General features: G+C 70.5%; 20 protein-coding genes. 4 read left to right on the top strand and 16 right to left on the bottom strand.

The genetic code is table 11. The features are described 5' to 3' along the window. Positions 1–2: 2 nt before the first annotated feature. Complete coding sequence (locus ACT80S_RS05535; protein WP_377413624.1) at positions 3–2,603, bottom strand: hypothetical protein; 2,601 nt, start codon at positions 2,601–2,603, stop codon at positions 3–5. A 92-nt stretch (positions 2,604–2,695) separates the two neighbouring features. Here ACT80S_RS05535 and gloA point away from each other — a divergent pair, with 92 nt between their 5' ends. The 3 genes from gloA (at position 2,696) to ACT80S_RS05520 (ending at position 3,855) form a co-directional block, all read left to right on the top strand. After that, entirely contained in the window at positions 2,696–3,091 is a 396-nt protein-coding gene (gene gloA / locus ACT80S_RS05530) for a lactoylglutathione lyase (protein WP_377413621.1), read from the top strand. Positions 3,092–3,256: 165 nt separating this feature from the next. Continuing rightward, positions 3,257–3,535 carry a type II toxin-antitoxin system RelE/ParE family toxin gene (locus ACT80S_RS05525; RefSeq protein ID WP_377413618.1) on the top strand — a complete coding sequence of 93 codons (279 nt, stop codon included), beginning with the start codon at positions 3,257–3,259 and terminating at the stop codon, positions 3,533–3,535. Between the two features lie 14 nt (positions 3,536–3,549). Then, positions 3,550–3,855 carry a HigA family addiction module antitoxin gene (locus tag ACT80S_RS05520; protein ID WP_377413615.1) on the top strand — a complete coding sequence of 102 codons (306 nt, stop codon included), beginning with the start codon at positions 3,550–3,552 and terminating at the stop codon, positions 3,853–3,855. On the opposite strand, the gene ACT80S_RS05515 is transcribed toward ACT80S_RS05520, so the two are convergent. From ACT80S_RS05515 to ACT80S_RS05505, 3 genes are read right to left on the bottom strand one after another with little or no spacing between them, the layout of a single operon-like run. Further along, complete coding sequence (locus ACT80S_RS05515) at positions 3,852–4,538, bottom strand: sulfite exporter TauE/SafE family protein (protein WP_377413612.1); 687 nt, start codon at positions 4,536–4,538, stop codon at positions 3,852–3,854. The two genes, ACT80S_RS05520 and ACT80S_RS05515, sit on opposite strands and share 4 nt — an antisense overlap. 59 nt (positions 4,539–4,597) lie before the next feature. Further along, positions 4,598–5,974 carry an oxygen-independent coproporphyrinogen III oxidase gene (gene hemN / locus ACT80S_RS05510; protein ID WP_377413610.1) on the bottom strand — a complete coding sequence of 459 codons (1,377 nt, stop codon included), beginning with the start codon at positions 5,972–5,974 and terminating at the stop codon, positions 4,598–4,600. A gap of 17 nt (positions 5,975–5,991) precedes the next feature. Then, on the bottom strand, positions 5,992–6,432 hold the full coding sequence (locus tag ACT80S_RS05505; RefSeq protein ID WP_377413607.1) for a universal stress protein: 441 nt from the start codon (positions 6,430–6,432) through the stop codon (positions 5,992–5,994). 150 nt (positions 6,433–6,582) lie between these two features. Between ACT80S_RS05505 and ACT80S_RS05500 the strand changes: the two genes are divergently transcribed. Continuing rightward, positions 6,583–6,954, top strand: coding sequence for a TraR/DksA family transcriptional regulator (locus ACT80S_RS05500; RefSeq protein ID WP_377413604.1), 372 nt, complete (start codon positions 6,583–6,585; stop codon positions 6,952–6,954). 7 nt (positions 6,955–6,961) lie between these two features. Here ACT80S_RS05500 and fnr read toward each other — a convergent pair whose 3' ends face one another. The 12 genes from fnr to ccoS all read right to left on the bottom strand — a co-directional run bounded on the left by fnr (position 6,962) and on the right by ccoS (position 15,491). After that, on the bottom strand, positions 6,962–7,756 hold the full coding sequence (fnr, locus tag ACT80S_RS05495; RefSeq protein ID WP_377413601.1) for a fumarate/nitrate reduction transcriptional regulator Fnr: 795 nt from the start codon (positions 7,754–7,756) through the stop codon (positions 6,962–6,964). 24 nt (positions 7,757–7,780) lie between these two features. Then, positions 7,781–8,167 carry a response regulator gene (locus tag ACT80S_RS05490; protein ID WP_377413599.1) on the bottom strand — a complete coding sequence of 129 codons (387 nt, stop codon included), beginning with the start codon at positions 8,165–8,167 and terminating at the stop codon, positions 7,781–7,783. 113 nt (positions 8,168–8,280) lie between these two features. Then, a complete protein-coding gene (locus ACT80S_RS05485) occupies positions 8,281–8,925 on the bottom strand; it encodes a response regulator (protein ID WP_377413596.1) in 645 nt (214 codons plus the stop codon). Next, positions 8,922–9,998, bottom strand: a complete 1,077-nt coding sequence (locus tag ACT80S_RS05480; protein WP_377413593.1) for a PAS domain-containing sensor histidine kinase — start codon at positions 9,996–9,998, stop codon at positions 8,922–8,924. The genes ACT80S_RS05485 and ACT80S_RS05480 overlap by 4 nt, the downstream gene beginning before the upstream one ends. Before the next feature lie 67 nt (positions 9,999–10,065). Then, positions 10,066–10,314, bottom strand: coding sequence for a hypothetical protein (locus ACT80S_RS05475; RefSeq protein ID WP_377413590.1), 249 nt, complete (start codon positions 10,312–10,314; stop codon positions 10,066–10,068). 39 nt (positions 10,315–10,353) lie between these two features. Further along, on the bottom strand, positions 10,354–10,641 hold the full coding sequence (locus tag ACT80S_RS05470) for a FixH family protein (protein WP_377413587.1): 288 nt from the start codon (positions 10,639–10,641) through the stop codon (positions 10,354–10,356). A gap of 16 nt (positions 10,642–10,657) precedes the next feature. Further along, positions 10,658–12,100, bottom strand: coding sequence for a cytochrome c oxidase accessory protein CcoG (gene ccoG, locus ACT80S_RS05465; protein WP_377413584.1), 1,443 nt, complete (start codon positions 12,098–12,100; stop codon positions 10,658–10,660). A gap of 9 nt (positions 12,101–12,109) precedes the next feature. Then, positions 12,110–13,045 carry a cytochrome-c oxidase, cbb3-type subunit III gene (gene ccoP / locus ACT80S_RS05460; protein ID WP_377413581.1) on the bottom strand — a complete coding sequence of 312 codons (936 nt, stop codon included), beginning with the start codon at positions 13,043–13,045 and terminating at the stop codon, positions 12,110–12,112. A gap of 11 nt (positions 13,046–13,056) precedes the next feature. After that, positions 13,057–13,194: a cbb3-type cytochrome oxidase subunit 3 gene (locus ACT80S_RS05455; RefSeq protein ID WP_377413578.1), complete on the bottom strand. Its 138-nt coding sequence runs from the start codon at positions 13,192–13,194 to the stop codon at positions 13,057–13,059. 13 nt (positions 13,195–13,207) lie between these two features. Continuing rightward, the gene (gene ccoO / locus ACT80S_RS05450) at positions 13,208–13,834 is read right to left on the bottom strand and encodes a cytochrome-c oxidase, cbb3-type subunit II (RefSeq protein ID WP_377413576.1); all 627 of its coding nucleotides are present in this window, start codon (positions 13,832–13,834) and stop codon (positions 13,208–13,210) included. Between the two features lie 18 nt (positions 13,835–13,852). Further along, positions 13,853–15,286: a cytochrome-c oxidase, cbb3-type subunit I gene (gene ccoN, locus ACT80S_RS05445; RefSeq protein WP_377413574.1), complete on the bottom strand. Its 1,434-nt coding sequence runs from the start codon at positions 15,284–15,286 to the stop codon at positions 13,853–13,855. Between the two features lie 67 nt (positions 15,287–15,353). Continuing rightward, the gene (ccoS, locus tag ACT80S_RS05440) at positions 15,354–15,491 is read right to left on the bottom strand and encodes a cbb3-type cytochrome oxidase assembly protein CcoS (protein ID WP_377413572.1); all 138 of its coding nucleotides are present in this window, start codon (positions 15,489–15,491) and stop codon (positions 15,354–15,356) included. Between the last annotated feature and the right edge of the window lie 2 nt (positions 15,492–15,493).

Here is a 15,493-nt window from a genome sequence, read left to right as displayed (position 1 = left end):
CCTCAGGAGGCGGCCTTCGACTCGCGCGCCGTCGGCCCGTGCGCCGGCGGCAACTCCAGCCGGTCGACCGGCAGCAGGTAGCACACCGCGTCGTCCGCCACCGCGGCCCCCCGGCGGACGCCAGGCGCAAGCCGGAACGGCTGCAGGTCGTCCAGCGGCTGCTTCGCGGTGCACCGCATCCAGTCCGGGTTCGCGTCGGGTCCCTGCGCCTGCAGGCCGGTGGCGGCCCACTGCGCCGGCGTGACCGGCAGCCCGCGCACTGACAGCCCCGGCCCGGCCTCGCGCAGCGTCTGGAGGCCCGGGCCGCCGGCCCGGGCGGCTGCGGCCTTGCGCAGGTCCGCGTACTTGTCCTGCAGCGCCCGCACCTCGCCCGCCGGCAGGCCGCTGGCCGGCAGCGCGTCGAGCAGGCGGGCCAGGGCCTGCGGCGCCCGCGCGTCGGTCTGCGCGGCCAGCGCCTCGGCCACCGCCACCGGCGACAGGCCGGTGGCCTCGAGGACCTGGGCACGCTGCGCCGGGGCCAGCGGCGACTCCAGCACCGCGCACAGGAGGGCGGCGGCCGGCGTCGGGTCGCCGGTCTCGCGGGCGTCGCCGGAAACCTCGTGCTTGCCGTCACGGGGGGCGGGCGCCATCGCCACCTGCGCCGACACGCCCGCCGCGGCCAGGAGCTCGCGCAGCACGGGCAACGGCAAGGCGGTGGCCGCGAGCACTTCATGGGCCCAGGCCAGCACGCCGGCGGCCACCCGCTCGCGGTCCGCCTCGCTGCGGCCCCTCGAGCCCTCGATCGCCAGCACCACCTCGCGCGCATGCCCCGCCTCGTCCGAGGCGGCCACCAGGGCCCGCTTGCCGGAGGCGTCCAGCACCGCCGCCGGGGCGGTGAGCACGCCGCGGGCGAACATCGCCACCGCGCGCGGCGACCGCTCGAACGCGTGGTACAGGGCGGGATGGGCCTCGTCGTCCTCGATGATCCCCCGCAGCAGGGCCACCCGGTCCGCCTGGCCGAGGCCCTCGGGGGGGATGGCGAGGACGGCCGCCACATAGGCCGCCACCCCGTCGGCCGCGCCCCGGCGGCAGGCCACGTGCAGGGCTGGATAGCCCGCGTCGGCGCCGGCCTGCAGCACCGCCAGGCCCGCCTCGGAGCCGGGCTCGGGCACCGCGCCCACGGCCCGCATCACGGGCACGATGGCATTGGCCGGCACTAGGAAGGACAGCCAGTCGGCCTGCGGCTCGTCCACCAGGAAGGGGCCGAACAGGCCCAGCGGCTGCGGCGCGGCGGGGCCGGGCCCGCGCGCCGGCGGCGTCCCGGCCGTCCCGGAGGACTCGAGAGGCTCGGCCGGGCAGTCGTAGATCACGGCGATCTCGGGGTCCCAGCCCTGGGCCTCGAGGTCCCAGTCCGGCAGGAAGTCGGCGAGCGAGAGGCGCTCCAGGTCGGCGCTGGCGCGCACCCACAGCCCCTGGTCGGTGAGCGTGCGGCACGGGTCGTAGAAGCTGACCTGGAACAGCGGGGTCGGGCCGGGGGCGCGCGCCAGCTTGAGGGCCATCAGGTGGTCGAACGCCCGCACCACGAACACCCGGGCCTGCGACGGCGCGAGGGTGTCGCACAGGTGGGCCATCGCGCTGCCGAAGCCGGCGTCGCTGGCGAGGGCCACCGCCTGGGTCGCCATCACCTCGCGGTAGGCGCGCTCGGTCCAGGGCGGCGGGTCAGCCACGCAGATGCCCTTGCTGTCTCCCGCCGGCACCAGCGAGAACGGCCGGCGCGCCTGCGGCGGCAGGTGGGCCTGCTCCCGCTCATAGGCCTGCTGGGCGCAGCCGTACGCCAGGGCGAAGTGCCGGCAGGCCTGCGGGGTATCGACCAGCCCGAGCCGCCGGGCCTCGGGCGTGTCGGGGAACGGGCGGCGCAGGTTCAGGTCGGTCTCGACGAGGATCTCCTGCGCCGCATGCCGGTCCCCCCCGGCCACCAGCGCCTCGGGCGGCGGCGGCGTGAAGAACTGGGCCCCGGCCAGCGGCTCGCGCGCCACCTCCCGGCCCTTCGCGTCCACCGTGATGCGCTCGGGCCGGTCCATGTAGATCTGGCCGATGAAGGCCTCGCCCGAGGTCTCCAGCACCAGCCCCTCCCGCGCGGTGACGAGCAGCCCGTTGGCGCGCGGGCAGTCGAGGTGCACGCGCGGCGGCGGCTCCTGGTGCAGGCCGGTCAGGCGCAGGTTCGATCCTTCGCGGGGCACGGACAGGTACACCTCGCGCAGCTCCCGCAGCAGGCCCAGGCCGATGGCCAGGAGGTTGAACTCGGCCTCGCTGTCGGCCTGGCCCGCATGGACCTCGGTCACCGGCCCGAGCGAGAGCGCGGCCACCGCCTCGCGCAGCGCCTTCCAGGCCGGCACCTCCATCACGAACGGCAGGTGCGCGTAGGCCTCGTCCAGGCCGGCCAGGTCCAGCCGCCCGCCGTCCACGCAGGCGAGCAGCGCACGCGCCGCCTCGGCCTCCTCGCCGGGCATGACGTACTCGGACAGGGCGGCGCCGAGGCTGCGATGGGCGTGGGCGACGGGATCGCTGCGGGGGGACGGCGGCGGCGCCATGCCCGCAGGCAGGTGGAGGCGGACGGGATGCACGGGCGCTCCTGAACGAGCTCTGCAGTTGCTCGCTCATCCGTGGTAACCCGTGAGCGGGTGCGGTTCCGGTGGTGGCGCCTATGATCCGCGGCATGCGAATCCTCCACACCATGCTGCGCGTCGGCGACCTGCAGCGCGCCATTGATTTCTACACCCGCGTGCTGGGCATGACCCTGATCCGCACCACCGACCGGCCCGACCAGAAGTACTCGCTGGCCTTCGTCGGCTACGGCACAAACCCCGACCATGCCGAGATCGAGCTGACCTACAACTATGGCGTCGACCGCTACGACCCGGGCACGGCCTATGGCCACATCGCCCTGGGGGTGCCCGACGTCGCCGCCACCTGCGAGAAGATCCGCGCGGCCGGCGGCACCATCACCCGCGAGGCGGGACCGGTCAAGGGCGGCACGACGGTGATCGCCTTCGTGCAGGACCCCGACGGCTACAAGATCGAGCTGATCGAGCGCCCGGCCGAGGCCGGCTGACCGGCTTACAGACCGCCCGGCTCCCTTGGATGGGCCGGCCCCCGGCCCTCCCGCTACGGTCGGCGTCCGCGGACGACCGAGGGAGGCCCGAGTGGACCCAGCGAACCATCCATCCTTTCCACGCGTGTTAACGATTGACGTTAATAACGTCGATCGTTATGCTTCGTGAACGTGAGCTTCGCGTGCAGGGACACGCAGGCCCTGTTCGAGGGCCGTCGCTGTGCGCGGTTCAGGAACATCGAGTCGGTGGCCCTGCGGCGCCTGCAGCCGCTGAATGCGGCGGTCACGCTGTCCTTCCTGCGCATGCCGCCGGGCAACCGGCTCGAGCCGCTGTGCGGCGACCGCGACGGGCAATGGAGCCTGCGCATCAACGGCCAGTGGCGCCTGTGCTTCCACTGGGAAGACGGCCACGCCCACCGCGTGGCCATCGTCGATTACCACTGACCCAGGAGCTGGCCATGGCCCGTCGTGACGTTCCCCTGGTCCACCCCGGCGAAATCCTGCTGGAGGACTGGCTCAAGCCGCTGGGCCTGAGCCAGTACGCCCTGGCGCAGGCCATCGAGGTGCCGCCGCGCCGCATCAACGAGATCGTGCTGGGCAAGCGCGGCATCACGGTGGACACGGCGCTGCGCCTGGCCGCCTACTTCGGCACCGATGCCCAGAGCTGGCTGAACCTCCAGAACCACTACGACCTGGAGACCGCGAAGGCCTCCATGGCCGCCCTGATCCGCCGCATTCCGCGGCATGACCCGCAGGCCCCCTAGGGCGCGAGGCACCACGGCGCGGCGCGCTCCACCAGGTCCATCCACAGCGCGAAGACCGCGGTGGCCGCGAGCAGCGCGCCGGCCAGGCGCGTGCCCCAGTCGTTGCGCAGCCGGTTGCCGGCCTCGCGCACGCGCGCCAGCAGGCCCGGCCCGGCGATGAGCCCCAGGCTGCTGCCGGCGGCGAACAGCGCCATCGCCAGCGCGCCGTCGAGCGGCCCGCCGGCCAGCGAGGCCACCAGCAGCGCCGACCACAGCAGCCCGCAGGGCATGAAGATCCACAGCGCGCCGGCGCCGAAGACGCCGGCCGCGCCGGTGCGCTGCACCAGCGGGCGGATGCGGCCCCAGGCTGCCAGCCCGGCACGCTGCGCCCAGGCCGGCTGGCGCGCCAGCACCAGCAGGCTCAGGCCCCAGGCCAGCACCAGCAGGTGCAGCAGGGTCCAGGCCGGCTTGAGCGCGGCGGCCTGCGTGGTCAGCCAGGCGAAGCTCTGCACCATGCCCGCCGCCAGGCCGCCGGCCAGCGTGTAGCCGGCCAGGCGCCCGGCCTGGAAGGTCCACACGGACCGCGACACGGGCTGCGCGCCGGCCCGGGCGATGCCCGCGCAGGCCGCGCCGCACATGGCGGCGCAGTGCGGGCCGCCGGCCAGCCCCATCAGGAGCGCCGTGAGGGCCAGGGTCAGGGACATGCTCGGTGGCGGGGAAGGCCTCGGGCCTGCGCGGAAAGGGTGGATTCGCTCACGGCGGCTCAGATGATGCGAGAGAACCTGGCACGGCTGCGGTCGGCCTGCAGGTAGCGGTCGAAGACCATGGCCACGCCGCGCACGAAGTACCAGCCCTCGGCGGTGACCTGGATCCCGTTCGCGTCGATGGTCACCAGGCCCTGGCGCGCCAGCTCCTCCATCTGCGCCATCTCGGGCGCGAAGTAGCGGCGGAAGTCGATCATCCAGGCCAGCTCGATGGACTCGAACAGCACCTGGCCCTGGCACATGAGGGCCATGATCACCGCGCGGCGCGTGAGGTCGTCGCGGTTCACCGCGAGGCCGCGCGTCACGGGCAGCTGGCCCTGGTCGATCAGGTCGGTCCACTCCTCCAGCGTCTTGGCGTTCTGGCTGTAGGTGGCGCCGACGCGGCCGATGGCGGAGACGCCCAGGCCGATCAGGTCGCAGTCGGGCTGGGTGCTGTAGCCCTGGAAGTTGCGGTGCAGGCGGCCCTGGCGCTTGGCCACGGCCAGCGGGTCGTCGGGCAGCGCGAAGTGGTCCATGCCCACGTAGACATAGCCCTCCTTCTCGAAGGCGGCCAGCGCCGAGGCCAGCATGCCGACCTTGCTGGCGCCCGAGGGCAGGTCGATGGCGATGATGCGCCGCTGCGGCTTGAAGCGCTCCGGCAGGTGCGCGTAGGCATAGAGCGCGATGCGGTCGGGCCGCAGCTGCGCCACCTGCGACAGCGTGCGCGCGAACGACTCCGAGGTCTGCTTCGGCAGGCCGTAGATCAGGTCCACGTTGACCGACTCGAAGCCGATGCGGCGCGCCTCGTCCACCAGCGCGAAGACCTGCTCCACGGGCTGGATGCGGTGCACCGCCTTCTGCACGTCGGGGTCGAAGTCCTGCACGCCGAAGCTGACGCGGTTGAAGCCCAGGTCGGCCAGCGCCTGCAGGCGGGTGGCGTCCACCGTGCGCGGGTCGACCTCGATCGAATACTCGCCGCCGGGCACCAGCGCGAAGTTGGCGCGCAGCATGGCCATGAGCTGGCCCAGCTCGGCGTCGCTGAGGAAGGTGGGCGTGCCGCCGCCCAGGTGCAGTTGGCTCACCGACTGCCCGCGCCCGAGTTCGGCGACATGCAGGGCCACCTCGCGCGCCAGGTACTCGAGGTACTCCGCGCCGCGCTCATGGTGCTTGGTGATGATCTTGTTGCAGGCGCAGTAGTAGCACAGGGACGCGCAGAACGGGATGTGCACGTAGATCGACAGCGGCAGGGACGAGGGCTGCTGCCCGCGCTGGCGCAGGGCCTGCGCGTAATCGCCGGCGGTGAACGCCTCGACGAACCGGTCGGCCGTGGGGTAGGAGGTGTAGCGCGGCCCGTTGATGTCGAAGCGCTGCAACAGCTCGGGCGAGATGGTGTTCATGGCGTCCTGCGGATTCCTCAGCGGGTGACGAGCACCGGCACCGGCGATTGCGCGACGACCTTCGCGGCCACGCTGCCCAGCACTACGCGGGCGATGCCGGTGCGGCCGTGCGAGCCGATGACGATGAGGTCGGCCTGGGTGTCGCGGGCGGTCTCGAGCAGGCCCTCGATGACCGAGACATCCTCGACGAGGCGGGTGACCAGGGGCACCGGGGCGCCGCCCTCGGCCGACATGCGGGCCACGCGGGCATGGGCCTCGGCGCCGTGCACGCGCGCAGCCTCCATGTAGGCGTTGAAGCCCATGGGGTTGGCCTCGCCGATGCCCAGGTAGGGATAAGGGTCGACCACGTAGAGCGCGGTCAGCGTCGCCCCATGGGTGCGGGCGAGGGAAATGGCCAGCGTGGCGGCGTGGTCCGAGGCGGCCGAGCCGTCGGTGGCCAGGAGGATGCGCTTGAACATGGTGTGACCTCTCAGGGGAAGTGACGTGTTGGCGGATGATGCGACGGGATGCTCCCGCCGTGGTTGATTCGGGTCAATTGACAGGTCGCTTGCAGGCCACAGAATCGGCTCCATCTGACCGTATCGCCCCGACTGAAAGGCCCGACGACCATGACCACCTTCCAAGCCGAGATGACGCCCCGCTTCCAGCAGCTGCTCGAGCGGCGCGAGGCCGAGCTGCGCGCGTTGCTGGCCGAGGAATCGGCCCGCGACCAGGCCGAGGCGCAGGCGCGCGAGCCGGGCGAAGCGGTGACCGACTTCAAGGACCTGGCCGACGCCGAGACCAGCACCGCGGTGCACGAGATGCAGCACACGCACGCGGTGCAGGAACTCGAGGCGGTGCAGGCGGCGCTGCTGCGGCTGGCGCGCGGCCAGTACGGCCAGTGCCTGGCGTGCGGCGAGCCCATCGAGCTGCGCCGGCTGGAGGCGCTGCCGACGGCGCTGCGTTGCATCCGCTGCCAGTCGCTGGCCGAGACCGCCTGAGCCAAGCTCAGTGCACCCGGCTGTCGAAGGCCCGTCCCAGGGCCTCGAGGTCGAGGATGCGGATGTGGCGCTTGTCCACCTCCAGCAGGCGCTGCTGCTGGAAGGCCGAGAACGTGCGGCTCACCGTCTCCAGCTTCATGCCCAGGTAGCTGCCGATCTCGGCGCGCGACATGCGCAGGTGGAACTCGCTGGCCGAGTAACCGCGCGCCTTCAGGCGCTGCGAGAGGTTCAGCAGGAAGGCCGCCAGGCGCTCCTCGGCGTTCATGCTCCCGAGCAGCATCATCAGGCTGTGCTCACGCACGATCTCGCGGCTCATGAGGCGGGCCATCAGCATCTGGATGTCGGCGCTGCCGCTGGCCAGCTCGCTCAGGTGGGTGTAGGGGATGGCGCAGACCTCGGCATCCTCCAGCGCGGTGGCGGCGCTGGCGTGGCGGCCGTGGGCGACGCCGTCCAGGCCCATCAGCTCCCCGGCCATGTGGAAGCCGGAGACCTGCTCGCGGCCGTCCACCAGCATCAGGCTGGACTTGAAGGTGCCGCTGCGCACCGCGTAGATGAACTGGAACTTGTCCCCCCCGCGATAGAGCTCCTCGCCGGTGCGCACGCGGCGGCGGCCGAAGCGCAGGCCGTCCAGGCGCTGCAGGTCCGCGCCGCTGAGGCCGCAGGGCAGGCACAGGTCCTTCAGGTGGCAGTTGGAGCACAGGGTCTTGAGCGGCGCGGCGCCGCAGCCGGCGCCCTCCGAAGACTCCGTCACGGAGCGGCGCGGCACGACGCGGACGGGAGCGATGGCGTGTTCGTGGTTCATGCGGGGGTCTCTCTCGTGGGGTGTTCAGTGATGGACGCGGCTGCCGGCATCGGCGATCGCGTCGGGCAGCTGCTCGAAGTCGCTGCTCTTGTCCAGGAAGCTCGCGGCGCCCTCGCCGAGGTAGCGCTTGCGGTAGGCGGGCGCGGCGTTGTTGCTGAAGACGACGAAGGCGATGCCCGGGGCCGCCTCGCGCACCGCCTTGAGCACCTGCAGGCCCGTGCCGCCCTCGAGCTGGACATCGAGCACGACCACCTCCGGCCGGCTGGCCAGGATGCCCTCGATGCAGCCTTGCGGCGTGGCCGCCTCGCCGACGACCTCCATGTCGTGCTCGCCGAGCAGGTTGGCCACGCGCGAGCGGATCGGGCCGGAGTCGTCGGCCAGGAAGACGCGGGGATGGGAGCTGGGTGCCATGGACGTGACTGTGCCGCGTCCGCCGGCTCTTGCCCATCAGTAAGAGCTGAATTGCTGGCTAGGAATCGTCTGGAACGCGGCCTAGGACTCGTCCTAGGCCGCCAGGGCGGCGCTCAGATCTCGGTGGCGTCCGCCAGCCCGTGCTTGATGGCGTAGCGCACCAGGTCGCTGGGGTTGCCCAGGCCCAGCTTGTGCATCAGGTTGGATTTGTGGGTGCTCACTGTCTTGACCGACAGGCTCATGCGCTCGGCGATCGCGGTGACCGAGGCGCCGGCCACGAGCTGCTGGAACACCTCGAACTCGCGGGCCGACAGCGCCTCGTGGGGCGCCGCCTCGCGGCCCGGCATGGCCCCCAGGGCCAGCTGCTGGGCCACCTCGGCGGTGACGTAGGCGCCGCCGTCGGCGATCTTGCGCAGCGCCTGCTCCAGCTCGGCGGGCGCGCTTTCCTTGGTCAGGTAGCCGCTGGCGCCGGACTTGATGGCCCGCACCGCGTACTGGGTCTCGTGGTGCATGGACAGCACCAGGATGCGCACGCGCGGCCGCTCGGCCTTCACCAGCTTGATCAGCTCCATGCCGCTGCGCCCGGGCATGGACAGGTCCAGCACCAGCAGGTCGAACTCGGCCTCGCGCACCCGCTGCAGCACCTGGGCGCCGTCGGCGGCCTCGCCCACCACCTGGAAATCGGGCACGCGCGCGAGGATGCCCTTGAGGCCCTCGCGCACGATGGCGTGGTCATCGGCCAGGACGACGCGGATCATGTGCCGGCCCCCTGCCCCGCCGGCGCCGGGATGCGCGCCGCGACCCGCGTGCCCTCGCCCGGGGTGGACTCGATGGACATCGTGCCCTCCAGCAGCTGGGCCCGCTCGCGCAGGCCGATCAGTCCCAGCGACTGCGGCTTGCGGCCGGCGCCGGTGTCGAAGCCGACGCCGTCGTCGCGCACCTCGATCACGATCTGCCGGCCAGCGCGCGCCACGCGCACCCACACGGTCCGCGCCCGGGCATGCTTGGCGACGTTGGCCAGAGACTCCTGCACGATGCGGAAGACGGCCGTGGCGTAGGGCTCCTCCAGTTCGAGGGACTCGTCGAGGTCCAGCTCGCAGTGCACGCCATGGCGCTGCGTGAAGCTCTGGGCCAGCCACTCGATGGCGGGCACCAGGCCCAGGTCGTCCAGCACCAGCGGGCGCAGGTCGGCGGCGATGCGGCGGGTGGCGGCGACGCTGGCGTCCAGCATCTGCAGCATGCCGCTGACCTTGGCCGCCGCAGCCTCGGGGTCGCGGGCCAGGTGGTCGCGCAGCCAGATGGCGTCCATCTTGAGCGCGGTCAGGGACTGCGCGAGCTCGTCGTGCAGCTCGCGCGCGACCCGGCTCTTCTCCTGCTCGCGGATGGCGGAGGCCTCGGTGGCGAAGCGCGCCAGGTCCTGCCGCGCCCGCATCCGCTCGGTGACGTCACGCAGGATCACGGAGAAGACCTTGCCGTGGTCGGTGTCGATCTGGGAGATCGAGGCGTCCATGGGGAACTCGGTGCCGTCGGCCCGCAGCCCCCACAGGACGATGCCGTCGCTGCCGCCCTTGCGGCGCGAGGTCACGCCGGTCGCGGCAAAGCGGCGCACATGGTCGGCGTGGCTGGCGCGGAAACGCTCCGGAATGAGCATGGACAAGGGCTTGCCCATGACCTGGTCGGCGCGCCAGCCGAAGATCTGCTCGGCGGCGCGGTTGTACAGGACGATGCGCTCGGCGTCATCGATGCTGATGATGGCATCCATGGCCGTTTCGAGCAGCGCGGCGAGGCGCTCGGCGGCGTCGGGGACGCTCAGCGATGAAAAAGGGGGCACGGAGTACTGCGGTCGTGGCGACTTCGCAAATTACAGCACAAGGCCCGTCCCCCCGGGCGCGCCCCCCTCACTCGTGCGCGTGCGCCGGCCCGTGGGTGTCGTGGGAGACCAGCGTGAGGGCCGTCACGCTCGAGGCGATGCAGGCCGCCCAGAAGACGAAGAAGCCCACCGTGTAGACGGCCTGGCGAGACCAGCCCAGGGGGTCCCCCGCCCAGCTCAGGTCCAGCGGGTCGACGACAGCGAAGACGGCCGCCTCCAGCAGGCAGGCAGCCAGGAAGGCGGGCCAGGCCACGGCCATGATCAATTTGCTCCACATCGGGTTGCGTCCTCCTGTGAAACGATTGTGGACCCGGACTCAGTTCGCCGCGCTAGGGGTTAGCGCGTGGTTGCGGCCCTGGACGGCCGGCATCATCGCCTTGCCGCCCTCGCGCTCGGCCAGGGTCTTGTTGATCTCCAGGCCGCGGCGGTAGTAGTCCTCGGCCACCAGCGGGTCGGGCGTGCGCAGGGCCAGCACCAGGGTGATGACGCCGGCCACGATCACGGCCGCCGGGCCGGCGATCAGCAGCCACACGTGGCCATGGGCCCACCACGGGCGCGAAGGGGTGGCGGGGGAAGTGTCGGAAGCGGGGGGACGGCGGTCCATGGCGGCTCCTTCCCGGTCACTGCCGGGGCATCAGGAAGACGGATTTCTCGGTCACTTGCGCGTCGCCGGAAACAGTGGCGATGTGGAAGCGGATCTTGTGCGAGCCCGGCGCGGCGCTGCCGTACGGCACCTGCAGGCGCAGGGCGACCCAGCGCGATTGCGCGGGCTCCACGTCGGCCTCGGCCTCCGAGGCTACCACCAGGCCGGGCAGGCCCTCGGCGGTGAAGCGGTAGGTCTGGGGCTTCTCGGTGGCGTTCATCACCTGCAGCCGGTAGACGTTCTCGATCTTGCCGCCGGCAACGATGCGCGCCAGCGCGGCGCGGTCACGCACCACGTCCACCTTCAGCGGCGTGCGCAGCGCCAGGCTCAGGGCCACGCCGAAGGTCAGGGCGCCCAGGATCACCGTGTACAGCAGCACCCGCGGGCGCAGCACCCGCCGCCACATGCGGGCGCGGTCCCAGCCCTGGGACTGGGCGTTCTGCGTGGTGAAGGAGATCAGCCCCCGCGGGTACTGCATCTTGTCCATCACGCTGTCGCACACGTCGATGCAGGCGCCGCAGCCGATGCACTCGTACTGCAGGCCGTTGCGGATGTCGATGCCGGTGGGACACACCTGGACGCACAGCCCGCAGTCGATGCACGACCCCAGCCCCTTGGCCTTGAAATCGTCCTTGCGCCCGCGCGTGCCGCGCGGCTCGCCGCGCGCCGTGTCGTAGCTGACGATCAGGGTGTCCTTGTCGAACATCGCGCTCTGGAAGCGGGCGTAGGGGCACATGTACTTGCACACCTGCTCGCGCATCCAGCCGGCATTGCCGTAGGTGGCGAAGCCGTAGAAGAACACCCAGAACACCTCCCACGAGCCCATGCGGGTCTGCAGGAACTCCATGCCCAGTTCGGTGATGGGCGTGAAGTAGCCCACGAAGGTGAAGCCGGTCCAGATCGAGAACCCGATCCACAGGAAGTGCTTGAACCACTTCTTGACCAGCTTCTCCAGGGACATCGGCGCGCCGTCGAGCTTCATGCGCTGGGGGCGGTCGCCCTCCACGTGGCGCTCGATCCACAGGAAGATCTCGGTGTAGACCGTCTGCGGGCAGGCGAAGCCGCACCACAGGCGACCGGCCACCGCGGTGAACAGGAACAGCGACAGCGCGCTGATCACCAGCACGCCGGTCAGGTAGATGAAGTCCTGCGGGTACAGCACGTACCCGAAGATGTAGAAGCGCCGGGCGGCCAGGTCGAACAGCACCGCCTGGCGCTCGCCCCACTGCAGCCACGGCAGGCCGTAGAAGACGATCTGCGTGAGCCACACGAACAGCCACCGCCAGTTGACGAACCGGCCGGTGACGGAACGCGGGTAGATCTTCTTCTGCGCCTCGTAGAGGGACTGGTAGACGTCCCCATCGTCCGCCGGGACCGGCGTGATGGGGATGACCTTGGGCTTCGGCGCGTGATCAGGCATTCGGACAGCTTAGGGCTTCGGCGCAGCCGCCGCCTGCGTGGGGGCGGGCTTGTTCGACAGGCCCCACACATACGAGGCCAGCACGTGGATCTGCTCGGGGGTGAGCTTGCCCTCCTGGGCCGGCATCGCGTTCACCTTGCCGTTGTTGACGATGTTCACGATCGCCTGCTCGCCCCAGCCATGCAGCCAGGTGTCGTCGGTCAGGTTCGGCGCGCCCAGGGCCGGGTTGCCCTTGCCGTCCATGCCGTGGCAGGCGGCGCAGGCGCCGAACTTGGACTTGCCCAGTTGCGCGCGCACCGAGTCGTGCGGCGCGTTGGACAGGCTCAGGACATAGTGCGCGACGTTGCGCACGTCCTCCGGGCTGCCGACGGCGGCGGCCATGGGGGGCATGTTGCCGATGCGGCCCTTGGTCAGGGTCTCGGCGATCTTGTCGGGCGAGCCGCCGTGCAGCCAGTCGGCATCGGTCAGGTTGGGGAAGCCCTTGCTGCCGCGGGCGTCGGAACCGTGGCACTGCGCGCAGTTGTTCATGAACAGGCGCTCGCCGATGGCCATGGCCTGCGGGTCACCGGCCAGGTCCTCGGCCTTCTTGGACGTGAACTGGGCGTACAGGGGCGCGAGCTCCTGCTTGGCCTTCTCCACTTCCGCGGCATGCAGGCCGGCGGTGGTCCAGCCCAGCTTGCCGGCGTAGCTGCCCAGGCCCGGGTAGGCGACCAGGTAGCCCAGCGAGAAGACGATGGTGATGACGAACAGCCACATCCACCAGCGCGGCAGCGGGTTGTTCAACTCGGTGAGGTCCTCGTCCCAGACGTGACCGGTGGTGTTGTCGGTCGCGGCCACGACCTTCTTGCGGGCGGTGACCCACAGCAGCAGCAGGCAGCCGAAGATGCCCGCCAGGGTGATGGCGGCCACGAAGACCGACCAGAAATTCGAGGTGAAGTCGCTCATGGTGGGCGCCTTTAATCTTGTTGGAACGGGATCGAGGCCGCATCCTCGAAGCGGCTCTTGTTGCGGCGGGCATAGGCCCAGGCCGCGATGGCCAGGAAGGTGCCGAGGGAAACCAGCGTGGCCACGATGCGCGCGGTGGTGATGTCCATGGGGCGTTCCTCCTTACTTGAGGGCCAGGCCCATGCCCTGCAGGTAGGCCACCAGGGCGTCCATCTCGGTCTTGCCCTTGAGCTGCTCGGGCGCCTTGGCGATCTCCTCCTCGGAGTACGGCACGCCCACGGCGCGCAGCGCCTTCATGCGGGGCTGGATGCTGGCCGGATCCAGCGTGTTCTTCTCGAGCCAGGGGTAGGCCGGCATGTTGGACTCGGGCACCACGTCACGCGGGTTGACCAGGTGGATGCGGTGCCACTCGTCCGAGTACTTGCCGCCCACGCGGTGCAGGTCCGGGCCGGTGCGCTTGGAGCCCCACTGGAACGGGTGGTCGTAGACGAACTCGCCGGCCACCGAGTAGTGGCCATAGCGCAGCGTCTCGGCGCGGAACGGGCGGATCATCTGCGAGTGGCAGTTGTAGCAGCCCTCGCGCAGGTAGATGTCGCGGCCGGCCAGCTGCAGCGGGGCGTAGGGCTTGACGCCCTGCACCGCCTCGGTGGTGGACTTCTGGAAGAACAGCGGGACGATCTCCACCAGGCCGCCGATGGCGACCACCAGCAGGATCAGGACGATCATCAGGAAGTTGCTGGTCTCCACCTTCTCGTGGGAGAAGCCGGTGCTCTGATTTGCGTTGCTCATGTCGAAACTTCCTTCGCGTCAGGCGTGGGCGGGCGCCGGGACATTGGCGTGGACGGCGCGGCCGTTGGCCACCGTCATCCAGACGTTCCAGGCCATCACCAGCATGCCGGCGAGGTACAGCACGCCGCCGAGGACACGGATCACGTAGAAGGGGTAGGTCGCCTTGACCGACTCCACGAAGGTGTAGGTCAGGGTGCCGTCGGCGTTGATGGCGCGCCACATCAGGCCCTGCATCACGCCGGCAATCCACATGGCGGCGATGTACAGCACGATGCCGATGGTGGCCACCCAGAAGTGGACCTCGATGGCCTTGTTGCTGAACATCTTCTTCTGGCCGAACAGGCGCGGGATCAGGTAGTACAGCGAGCCCATGGAGATCAGGCCCACCCAGCCCAGGGCGCCGGAGTGCACGTGGCCGACGGTCCAGTCGGTGTAGTGGCTCAGGGCGTTGACGGTCTTGATGGACATCATCGGGCCCTCGAACGTGCTCATGCCGTAGAAGGACAGGGACACGATCAGGAAGCGCAGGACGGGGTCGTCACGCAGCTTGTGCCAGGCCCCCGAGAGGGTCATGATGCCGTTGATCATGCCGCCCCAGGAGGGCGCCAGCAGGATCAGGGAGAACAGCATGCCCACCGACTGGGTCCAGTCCGGCAGCGCGGTGAAGTGCAGGTGGTGCGGGCCCGCCCACATGTAGGTGAAGATCAGCGCCCAGAAGTGGACGATCGACAGGCGATAGCTGTAGACGGGGCGCTCGGCCTGCTTCGGGATGAAGTAGTACATCATCCCCAGGAAGCCGGCGGTGAGGAAGAAGCCCACGGCGTTGTGGCCGTACCACCACTGGATCATCGCGTCCTGCACGCCGGCGTAGGCGGAATAGGACTTCATCAGGCCGGCGGGGACCGCGGCGCTGTTGACGATGTGCAGCAGGGCCACGGCGATGATGAACGCGCCGTAGAACCAGTTGGCCACGTAGATGTGGCGCACCTTGCGCATGCCCACGGTGCCGAAGAACACCACCGCATAGGCCACCCAGACCAGCGCGATCAGGATGTCGATCGGCCACTCCAGCTCCGCGTACTCCTTGCCCGAGGTGTAGCCCAGGGGCAGCGAGATGGCGGCGGCCACGATGACGGCCTGCCAGCCCCAGAAGGTGAAGGCGGCCAGCTTGGGCGCGAACAGCGGCACGTGCGAGGTGCGCTGCACCACCCAGTAGCTGGTGGCGAACAGCGCGCAGCCGCCGAACGCGAAGATCACCGCATTCGTGTGCAGTGGCCGCAGGCGGCCATAGGAGAGCCACGGGATGCCGAAATTGAGTTCAGGCCAGGCCAGCTGGGCGGCGATGAACACGCCAACCAGCATGCCCACCACCCCCCAGACCACGGCCATGAGGGAGAACTGCCGGACCACGGTGTCGTGGTAGCGAGCGGGAGCGAGAGAGTCCGTCGTCATGGGTAAATCGCCTTTTTGGATACCCACGCAGTCTCTGGCGCTTCTCGGGGATAACCCTTGATTCAGGTCAATCCCCGTGAAGAATGCGCTCGCCCTCGGCGTCGAGTGACTCGAACTGGCCACGCCAGACCGCCCACCCCAGGCCCGCCAGGATGAACAGGGCCAGCACGATGGACAGCGGAATGAGTACGAAAAGAATGTCCATGC

Source organism: Ramlibacter sp. MAHUQ-53, assembly GCF_052600055.1.
This window is presented reverse-complemented; position numbering and strand designations above follow the sequence as displayed.

Coding starts and splice junctions, on each gene's coding strand:
- ccoG (WP_377413584.1), bottom strand. CDS start 12,100: ATGCCTGATCACGCGCCGAAGCCCAAGGTCATCCCCATCACGCCGGTC.
- ACT80S_RS05500 (WP_377413604.1), top strand. CDS start 6,583: ATGACCACCTTCCAAGCCGAGATGACGCCCCGCTTCCAGCAGCTGCTC.
- ACT80S_RS05455 (WP_377413578.1), bottom strand. CDS start 13,194: ATGGACATCACCACCGCGCGCATCGTGGCCACGCTGGTTTCCCTCGGC.
- ccoO (WP_377413576.1), bottom strand. CDS start 13,834: ATGAGCAACGCAAATCAGAGCACCGGCTTCTCCCACGAGAAGGTGGAG.
- ACT80S_RS05515 (WP_377413612.1), bottom strand. CDS start 4,538: ATGTCCCTGACCCTGGCCCTCACGGCGCTCCTGATGGGGCTGGCCGGC.
- ccoP (WP_377413581.1), bottom strand. CDS start 13,045: ATGAGCGACTTCACCTCGAATTTCTGGTCGGTCTTCGTGGCCGCCATC.
- ccoS (WP_377413572.1), bottom strand. CDS start 15,491: ATGGACATTCTTTTCGTACTCATTCCGCTGTCCATCGTGCTGGCCCTG.
- ACT80S_RS05475 (WP_377413590.1), bottom strand. CDS start 10,314: ATGTGGAGCAAATTGATCATGGCCGTGGCCTGGCCCGCCTTCCTGGCT.
- ACT80S_RS05485 (WP_377413596.1), bottom strand. CDS start 8,925: ATGATCCGCGTCGTCCTGGCCGATGACCACGCCATCGTGCGCGAGGGC.
- ACT80S_RS05520 (WP_377413615.1), top strand. CDS start 3,550: ATGGCCCGTCGTGACGTTCCCCTGGTCCACCCCGGCGAAATCCTGCTG.
- fnr (WP_377413601.1), bottom strand. CDS start 7,756: ATGAACCACGAACACGCCATCGCTCCCGTCCGCGTCGTGCCGCGCCGC.
- ACT80S_RS05505 (WP_377413607.1), bottom strand. CDS start 6,432: ATGTTCAAGCGCATCCTCCTGGCCACCGACGGCTCGGCCGCCTCGGAC.
- ACT80S_RS05490 (WP_377413599.1), bottom strand. CDS start 8,167: ATGGCACCCAGCTCCCATCCCCGCGTCTTCCTGGCCGACGACTCCGGC.
- ccoN (WP_377413574.1), bottom strand. CDS start 15,286: ATGACGACGGACTCTCTCGCTCCCGCTCGCTACCACGACACCGTGGTC.
- ACT80S_RS05470 (WP_377413587.1), bottom strand. CDS start 10,641: ATGGACCGCCGTCCCCCCGCTTCCGACACTTCCCCCGCCACCCCTTCG.
- hemN (WP_377413610.1), bottom strand. CDS start 5,974: ATGAACACCATCTCGCCCGAGCTGTTGCAGCGCTTCGACATCAACGGG.
- gloA (WP_377413621.1), top strand. CDS start 2,696: ATGCGAATCCTCCACACCATGCTGCGCGTCGGCGACCTGCAGCGCGCC.